At 36.3% G+C, this 2,502-nt stretch carries 3 protein-coding genes; 2 read left to right on the top strand and 1 reads right to left on the bottom strand.

From position 1 onward, the window contains the following. The first annotated feature begins 210 nt into the window (after nt 1-210). The gene (locus ACOI1D_RS21295; RefSeq protein ID WP_422504186.1) at nt 211-732 is read left to right on the top strand and encodes a GNAT family N-acetyltransferase; all 522 of its coding nucleotides are present in this window, start codon (nt 211-213) and stop codon (nt 730-732) included. A gap of 116 nt (nt 733-848) precedes the next feature. On the opposite strand, the gene ACOI1D_RS21290 is transcribed toward ACOI1D_RS21295, so the two are convergent. Further along, nucleotides 849-1,454 carry an SAM-dependent methyltransferase gene (locus ACOI1D_RS21290; RefSeq protein ID WP_422504184.1) on the bottom strand — a complete coding sequence of 202 codons (606 nt, stop codon included), beginning with the start codon at nt 1,452-1,454 and terminating at the stop codon, nt 849-851. Between the two features lie 181 nt (nt 1,455-1,635). On the opposite strand from ACOI1D_RS21290, the gene ACOI1D_RS21285 reads away from it, so the two are divergent. Beyond that, nucleotides 1,636-2,451, top strand: a complete 816-nt coding sequence (locus ACOI1D_RS21285) for a manganese catalase family protein (RefSeq protein WP_422504182.1) — start codon at nt 1,636-1,638, stop codon at nt 2,449-2,451. The last annotated feature ends 51 nt before the right edge of the window (nt 2,452-2,502 follow it).

Below are 2,502 nucleotides of genomic sequence, written 5' to 3'. Positions count from 1 at the left end.
CTTATATTGATTTATGAGTACTGATTCTTAAAGCAAATTGGGGTTTGATGAAAGAAGGGGTTGTCGATTGGTAGCTCCAATCGCTTATTTGTACTGTCTTTGAGTTATTACTTTCTCTTAAAGTTATCTATGCACTACTTGTTCTGTCAACCTGCGTAAGTTAATCGGAACAAAGAAATACGATTTCATGAAAAAGGTGTGAATAGCCAAGTGATCTATTATAACTACGATAGCTTAGTAATTCGTTCTATGGTTAAAAGCGATGCACAAAAATTTGTTGATGCTTTCACAGCACAGAATTGGGATAAGCCAATTGAATTATTTGATGGCTATTTTAACCAGCAAAAAAATGATGAGCAAACAATTATAGTGGCGGAAATGAACAAAGAAGTTGCAGGATACGTTACAATATTCCCAAATTCAACTACTGGTCCTTTCGCATTTAAAAACATTCCTGAAATTATTGACCTAAATGTACTTATTAAATTTCAGAAAATCGGCATCGGTAAAAAAATGATGGAAGTCGTTGAAGGTATTGTAAAAGAGAAAGGTGACCTTGTGTCACTGTCAGTAGGATTACATTCTGGATATGGCTCTGCTCAAAGAATGTACGTAAAACTAGGTTACATCCCAGACGGGACTGGAGTCTGGTACAAGGGTAAACAATTGGAACAATATACCGAATGTGTCAATGATGATGATTTAACTCTTTACTTCTCAAAACAACTTTAATAATTACTCAACAAATGGAGCAATTGAAAATAAATAGAAGAAAAATCTCAGTCCATTTGACTGAGATTTTCTATTATTAATTATCACTTTCACTACAAATATGAGGTATTCATTAACTACTGGTAAAGATGATAAATTAAGAACCTTTCATAATTATCATGATTATAAGCTGGTAACCTAATTTCCTTCCTTAACTCAAAAGATGTGTCATTCTCCAAAAAATACGTGTAATCCTCAGAAGCATAGTACAAAATTAGTTCAATCTCACGAGGATTATGTTCCACTGAGATTAAAATTTTGTTTACAATTGTCATAAAAATCTCTTTTGAAAATGGATTAAAAAAATAGAAAAGATTGTCTGCAGGTTTGATTTCATAGGCTTCTGCAAGGCAACATAGAAAGTTTATCTTATCCGTACTCTTACTATTTTTAATCAGGTAACTGCTTTGATTCTGAACTGCTATATGATGTAAAGTCTCATCCATCTCTATCCCCACACCCTCGGCCTGGTAAAAATAATTGATATAAAAGATAAGCCTACCTTTTCCAGATCCATAGTCAACTACATGGTCCGTTTTATTCACTTCAAAGTTATTGAATAAAATCTTCAGTGCACTATATTGTGTTGGCTCATATGGGTAATAATGGATAGATCTATGCAATTCCTTTGGGTTTCCCCCTGTGTTTATGTTTAATAATTTATCGTAATAATATTCATTCACTCTAATACCCCATTCTACTCTGTCATTACTTCTACATTAGTTTAACGGTATCACTTTTACGAGAAAATTACTATTGCAATTGCTGCAGCATCCCGAGCGGTGAATTATACGAATAAAACAGGACCTGTAAGAGACACTAAAAATGATCGAATTGAATTAAATAACAAAGGGGCTACAAACCATGTTTATGCACAATAAAGAATTGTTGTTTCCGGTAAATGTCAAAGGGCCGAACCCGGCATTTGCAGCTGCTGTACTAGAACAATTTGGAGGTGCAAATGGTGAACTTAAAGCTTGCCTCCAATACTTTGCACATAGCTTTACTACAAAAGATCCTGTAATTCGTGACTTACTTCTTGATATATCCACAGAAGAAATATCCCATTTGGAAATGGTTGGGGAATGCATTACCCAGCTTATGGGCGGAACAGATGTCGACCCTAATGTAATGGGTAGTGGTGAACAAACAATGAGGCAGGAAGGAGCAACAATGGGTAATGCTAATGGTTACCTAAACCAGATTATAAACCAGAATTCCACCGTTCAAAAAAGCGTTTATTTAGGTGGACACGGGCCGGATTTCATCGATTCATCAGGTACACCTTTCACTGGAAATTATATTAATACAGTCGGTGATTTAATGGCTGATCTTCAATCCGACTTGGCTGCGGAACTCAGGGCCAGAAAAGTTTATGAAGAACTCCATCGCCATGTAACTGACCCTGGTGCACGAGAAATGTTTGATTTTCTTGTTCAACGTGAGGAAGCGCATGCTTTATTATTTAAAGAAGCTATCGAAAGAGTCGCAGACATGCAAGGTGGCGGTTTTGAAAAATCCTTCGGTGACAAACAATATTCCAAGCTTTACCCTGAACTTTCAATGGGAGGTTCTGCTTCGCAAATGTTTAGAAGTGATGATGCAAGAATAATTACAGGTCCTTTTACGGGTGACCCAGATACAGATACGTTTGGTGGAGCAAGTCCTCCAATGCAATAGTTTTTTGAGAACCAGAAAGGCTCACTGATCAGTGAGCCTCAGGCTGTCGAA

It is taken from the genome of Virgibacillus sp. DJP39, from assembly GCF_049310925.1.
Taxonomy (GTDB): Bacteria; Bacillota; Bacilli; order Bacillales; family Amphibacillaceae; genus Virgibacillus_F.
The sequence above is the reverse complement of the archived record's forward strand: the minus strand, read 5'-3'. Positions and strand labels throughout refer to the sequence as shown.

Bases quoted from the DNA above. Each gene is read 5' to 3' on its own strand.
- ACOI1D_RS21285 (WP_422504182.1), top strand. From the start codon at position 1,636: ATGTTTATGCACAATAAAGAATTGTTGTTTCCGGTAAATGTCAAAGGG.